Source organism: Lactococcus cremoris subsp. cremoris NBRC 100676 (genome assembly GCF_001591705.1).
Classification (GTDB): Bacteria; Bacillota; Bacilli; order Lactobacillales; family Streptococcaceae; genus Lactococcus; species Lactococcus cremoris.
In genome coordinates this window covers 1-2,280 of the sequence record NZ_BCVK01000106.1, presented here as the reverse complement: position 1 = coordinate 2,280, position 2,280 = coordinate 1, and the positions used below count along the sequence as shown (strand labels likewise).

Below are 2,280 nucleotides of genomic sequence, written 5' to 3'. Positions count from 1 at the left end.
TATAAGCCTTTATAAACCTGTTTCATAGAAAACCTCTTAAATTGAAAAATAAATTGGGACAAATTTGGGGCAATTATGGTATAAAATCATAGCTACGATTTAATCTCATTGAATTTTTGAGTTTATAAAGTTAAGGAACTAAGCATATTATTTTGGAAGATTTGCACAAAAAATAAATTAAAGAGTCATTAAGAATTGAATTAATGACTTTTTATTATGTTAAGTTTGTTTGATGCTTTTAAGCTATATGTTTTTCTCTTTATAAACTAATAATCAGTATTGAGCTTAACAAGGTGCTATACTTAATTTTATGAGATTACAGTATCTGTTGTGGAATAGAAGCCAAAATTGGTTTCTATTTTTTTGGTTGATATTGTAATTTCGAATTAAAGTGATATACTTAGCTCATGGGTGGTTTAGCGAAAGCACCACACCTTCATCATTAGCTACTCAAATGGGGGTAGCTTTTTTAAATAATGTGTAACTATAAACAAAAATCAGTTTGATAATAAGAGTATGGAGCATCTAACGAATAAAAATAAAGAAAAAAAGGCGATCATAGGCCTACTGTTTTTTGGGTTTGTAGTAAGTATTTTAGTGATATATCTAGTGATAGCTTTACTAATGTAAGAAATAACTTAATGTTCGGATAAGGTAACACATTTTTTAAATAATTTATGAATCCTAATGTTAAATTGACTTTAACTGATATTAGTGTTACACTTGCGAAGTGGGATGGAGCAGTTAGGTAGCTCGTCGGGCTCATAACCCGAAGGTCATAGGTTCAAATCCTATTCCCGCAATATTTTAAGGGCTTTAGGGAGCCCTTATTTTTCTTATAAAAAACTCACCCTTAAGTAAAAATTTTTTCGTGAAATAGGCAGCTCCTAGAATGGAAGTGAAAAATGAAAACAGGAGATAAAATTACATTATCTAATGGGGAACAAGCAACAGTCGTTTCTGGAGATATTAATCTCTATAAGTATGCACTAGTTGTTGAATTAGAAAACCATGATGTCAGGGTGGTTGATAGAGAAACCCTGACACTTGCTAAAGCAAATCCTCATGAAAATCTGGGGAATCACAAGAAAATCAATAAGTTTTAAATAGACCAATTTGACTTTGGTAAGAATAGGTGTTACTATTAAGAGGTAGGTTTTGTCTCGAGTTTAAATGTTTTAGGAATGCACTTTTTCGCAAAATAGGATTTACAGATGATGCGAAAGGATGTATTACATGAATAAAGGAACAATAAATTGGTTTAACGCTGACAAAGGCTATGGTTTTATTATGGCAGATGATATGCAAGATGTGTTTGCTTATCTCTTATCTATTCAAGGAAATGATTTTAAAAAATACGATGAAGGTCAAAAGGTTACTTTTGATATCAAAATGACGTCTCGTGGACGTTATGCTTCAAACGTACATAAAAGATAAATGAGTTAAAGCATGGGGTGTCCTTTGCTTTTTTATTTATTGCTATTGCAAAAACGAATTAAAATGTTATACTGAGTGAGGGAAGGATTAGTTGCTTTCCCTACAGTTCATAAAATCCATGTCACTACGACATGGATTTTATTAATGGAGAGTAGTTTGACATTGACTATAATTAGTGTTATTATGAAGAAGTAAATTTTGTCATGAGTAAAATGTTTTATAGATTCACTTTTCGCAAAATGAGATTTACAATTTTGTCGAAAGGAAATAAATATTATGGCAAATGGAACAGTAAAATGGTTTAACGCAGATAAAGGATTTGGCTTTATCACTTCAGAAGAAGGTAAAGATTTGTTCGCTCACTTCTCAGCAATCCAATCTGATGGATTCAAAACACTTGATGAAGGTCAAAAAGTTGAATTTGATGTTGAAGAAGGTCAACGTGGACCTCAAGCAGTTAATATCACAAAAGCATAATTGTATCTGAAAATCGTGCAAAAACTGGAGTCATGACTTCAGTTTTTTTATATTCAGTTGCAATTATGAGAGAGTATGATATACTTAGCCAGCAAGAGGAAACTCACACTTCCCATTCATAAATTAGGGGCACTTTAATATAGAGTGGTTTTTTTAATGTTTATTAATTAAAATTAATATTTAAAAGATTTATATAAAAAACCACCTATCACAGCACATAATGATAAGCAGTTTTTGGTGCATGTTCATAGATTAAGAAGTTAATATTTAAAACATACAAATTAATAATACCGTATAGATAGTCTTAAGGTCAAAAATAGAGAGATGTGTTTAATGGAGTACCTTAAACATAAGTGCCAGCAAATT

Annotated in this window: 3 protein-coding genes and 1 tRNA gene; all 4 read left to right on the top strand. The window is 30.8% G+C overall.

All coding sequences use genetic code 11. The annotated features are described in order from the left end of the window. The first annotated feature begins 729 nt into the window (after positions 1-729). A tRNA-Met gene (locus LLA01S_RS11875) sits at positions 730-803 on the top strand. A 102-nt stretch (positions 804-905) separates the two neighbouring features. Next, on the top strand, positions 906-1,106 hold the full coding sequence (locus LLA01S_RS11870; RefSeq protein WP_014573531.1) for a hypothetical protein: 201 nt from the start codon (positions 906-908) through the stop codon (positions 1,104-1,106). 130 nt (positions 1,107-1,236) lie between these two features. Then, positions 1,237-1,437, top strand: a complete 201-nt coding sequence (locus tag LLA01S_RS11865; RefSeq protein WP_003132324.1) for a cold-shock protein — start codon at positions 1,237-1,239, stop codon at positions 1,435-1,437. Positions 1,438-1,713: 276 nt separating this feature from the next. After that, the gene (locus tag LLA01S_RS11860; RefSeq protein WP_011669084.1) at positions 1,714-1,914 is read left to right on the top strand and encodes a cold-shock protein; all 201 of its coding nucleotides are present in this window, start codon (positions 1,714-1,716) and stop codon (positions 1,912-1,914) included. Positions 1,915-2,280: the final 366 nt, after the last annotated feature.